The organism is Endozoicomonas atrinae (genome assembly GCF_001647025.1).
GTDB classification, from domain to species: domain Bacteria; phylum Pseudomonadota; class Gammaproteobacteria; order Pseudomonadales; family Endozoicomonadaceae; genus Endozoicomonas; species Endozoicomonas atrinae.
In genome coordinates this window covers 1-1,732 of the sequence record NZ_LUKQ02000520.1, presented here as the reverse complement: position 1 = coordinate 1,732, position 1,732 = coordinate 1, and the positions used below count along the sequence as shown (strand labels likewise).

Below are 1,732 nucleotides of genomic sequence, written 5' to 3'. Positions count from 1 at the left end.
GAGAACCTTATTTCCGAAGATTAAAAAAACGGAAAGCGTATAGTTGTGTGATTTTGAAGATTTAAGTTGGACTTACCATCATGCTAGTAATTTGAGATAGCTTCTTACAAAGTCGCACATCGCGTATTAATTATAAATGTCTATTAACTTATCCGGCTGATCATCAAGATCAAGATAAACCCGACAGTACTGAAAAATCCATAAAATACATTCCTGCAGGGTATAACCATCGCCCCAAGAGGCATATCAACACTTATAATATTGACCAAACCGACTGTCAGGGAAGGCTACAAGCGGTTGAATGCTCTGAAAACTGCACTGGGGAAAACAATTACTTCATCAGAAAATCTGAACGAAAAAGAACAAAAAAAGTACCTTTTGAGGAAAAATACCAAGCACAGGAGCCGAAAAGGGCTAAAAAGGAGAAATCAAACAGCACCGAAAAAAACAGAGCCTTATATAAAAAATACGGCTACCTGCCAAAAGGAGAGAAACGAAGTCCACAGTTAGATGTCTGGATGAAAACGCAAGAAACACCTGAGTGGAACGTATGGCCAGAAAAATACAAGCCAGCGAACTGCGTCCCTCACGAAAAAATTCTAACCATTCAAGAAAAACATAGCAAAAAGTGCTTACTTAAACCCAAGCTACCAGATACCACCGTTCAGGGTGCTATGCTGCCTGTTGAGAATGCAAAGCTGCTAAACCAACCACCGATGAAAGGTTTTCTGGAGTTATCTGAGGTGTCAACTCATGAAGAAGGCCTCTTCGATATTACTGACTTTACTCCCTTTTACGAGGCTCGCGATTCAGATCAAGAGACTCATGAAAGCAGAGAAAGCTCTGCTCCAGCCCCCGTTAAACCTCACGTTAACCTTCAGGTTTTTTTGAAGAAAAAAGAAGATTTACTCCAAGAGATACATGAATATGTAAAAGCCCTTAAAGAAGAAACTATTAAATGGGATGTTTATCGTGATACCAGAGAACAATTGAAACTCTGCTCAGAGGGAGAAATCCAATTTAAAACATCCCCCAAACCTGAAGTATTACTGGAAAACTATCAAAAAAGTGTTGCTGATTTAACTAAAGCACAAAAAGAGCATGAGCATACAAAAACAAAGCTTGGACATTTAACCGCCAGACTAAAAGTACTGCAAAAAGAGGCATCAACCCTGACAATACGGGAGAAGCCCGGACTGGAATTACTATCAATCTCCGAATTAATACGGCGAATGAGAGACTTCACCTGTTTTTTCTTGGACAGTAAAAGTTATGATAGTTTAATGTCCATCTTGACCATTGAACCGTACAGAAGAGAAAAGTCTCAAGTTCTTTCTGATGCAGAGCCCCTAATTACAAAGCTTGAAGCTAAACGGGGCAATTGGGTTAAAAGAACTCAAATAAGAAAACTCACCCAGTTTAGAGAGTCATTGAAGCAACTAAAGTCCATGCTGACAAAAATAGAAGAGCATCAACATCAAGCTGAAGAGATCGAGGCTATTGATACTGTCCTGAAGAACTTACTTCTGTTTTCAAATAACCTGAGAACAAAACAACACGATGAGACCTATCAAGGCCTGACGAAAGCCCTTCGTCACCTAGAATGGGAATGTAATTTAAATTGTGTAAACGCTTGTCGTTAATACTCCAAAATGGAGAATAACAATGAGCGTTGAAATCAACGAAAAACTGGTAGATCAAATAGCCAGTCAGATTAAAACTCAGGATGATC

1 protein-coding gene is annotated in these 1,732 nt (G+C 39.1%); it reads left to right on the top strand.

Translation table 11 applies throughout. The features are described 5' to 3' along the window. Positions 1-518: 518 nt before the first annotated feature. On the top strand, positions 519-1,643 hold the full coding sequence (locus AK963_RS28640) for a hypothetical protein (RefSeq protein ID WP_066018683.1): 1,125 nt from the start codon (positions 519-521) through the stop codon (positions 1,641-1,643). Positions 1,644-1,732 lie beyond the last annotated feature (89 nt).